Origin of the sequence: Cellulomonas sp. GbtcB1, assembly GCF_019091725.1 — a bacterium.
Classification (GTDB): domain Bacteria; phylum Actinomycetota; class Actinomycetes; order Actinomycetales; family Cellulomonadaceae; genus Cellulomonas.
The window spans coordinates 1-252 of sequence record NZ_JAGXJG010000364.1 but is presented as its reverse complement, the minus strand read 5'-3'; the positions used below and the strand labels follow the sequence as shown (position 1 = coordinate 252).

The window sequence follows — 252 nt, the reverse complement described above, 5'->3', positions numbered from 1 at the left end:
CGCCGCCACCGGCGCGCCACCCGCTCCACCGCACGCCCCCGAACGAGGAGACCCATGTCCGACCGCCTGCAGCTCCTGCCCGCCGTCGACGTCGCCGACGGCCAGGCCGTCCGCCTCGTCCAGGGCGAGGCCGGCCCGGAGACCTCCTACGGCGACCCGCTCGCCGCCGCGCTCGACTGGCAGGCCGGCGGCGCGGAGTGGATCCACCTAGTCGACCTGGACGCCGCGTTCGGCCGGGGGTCGAACGCCCCG

1 protein-coding gene is annotated in these 252 nt (G+C 78.2%); it reads left to right on the top strand.

Going from position 1 to position 252, the window contains the following annotated elements; all coding sequences use genetic code 11:
• Positions 1-54: 54 nt before the first annotated feature.
• Positions 55-252, top strand: a 198-nt coding sequence (locus tag KVT14_RS20725; protein WP_254631394.1) for a HisA/HisF-related TIM barrel protein, incomplete at its 3' end; no start/stop codon positions are given.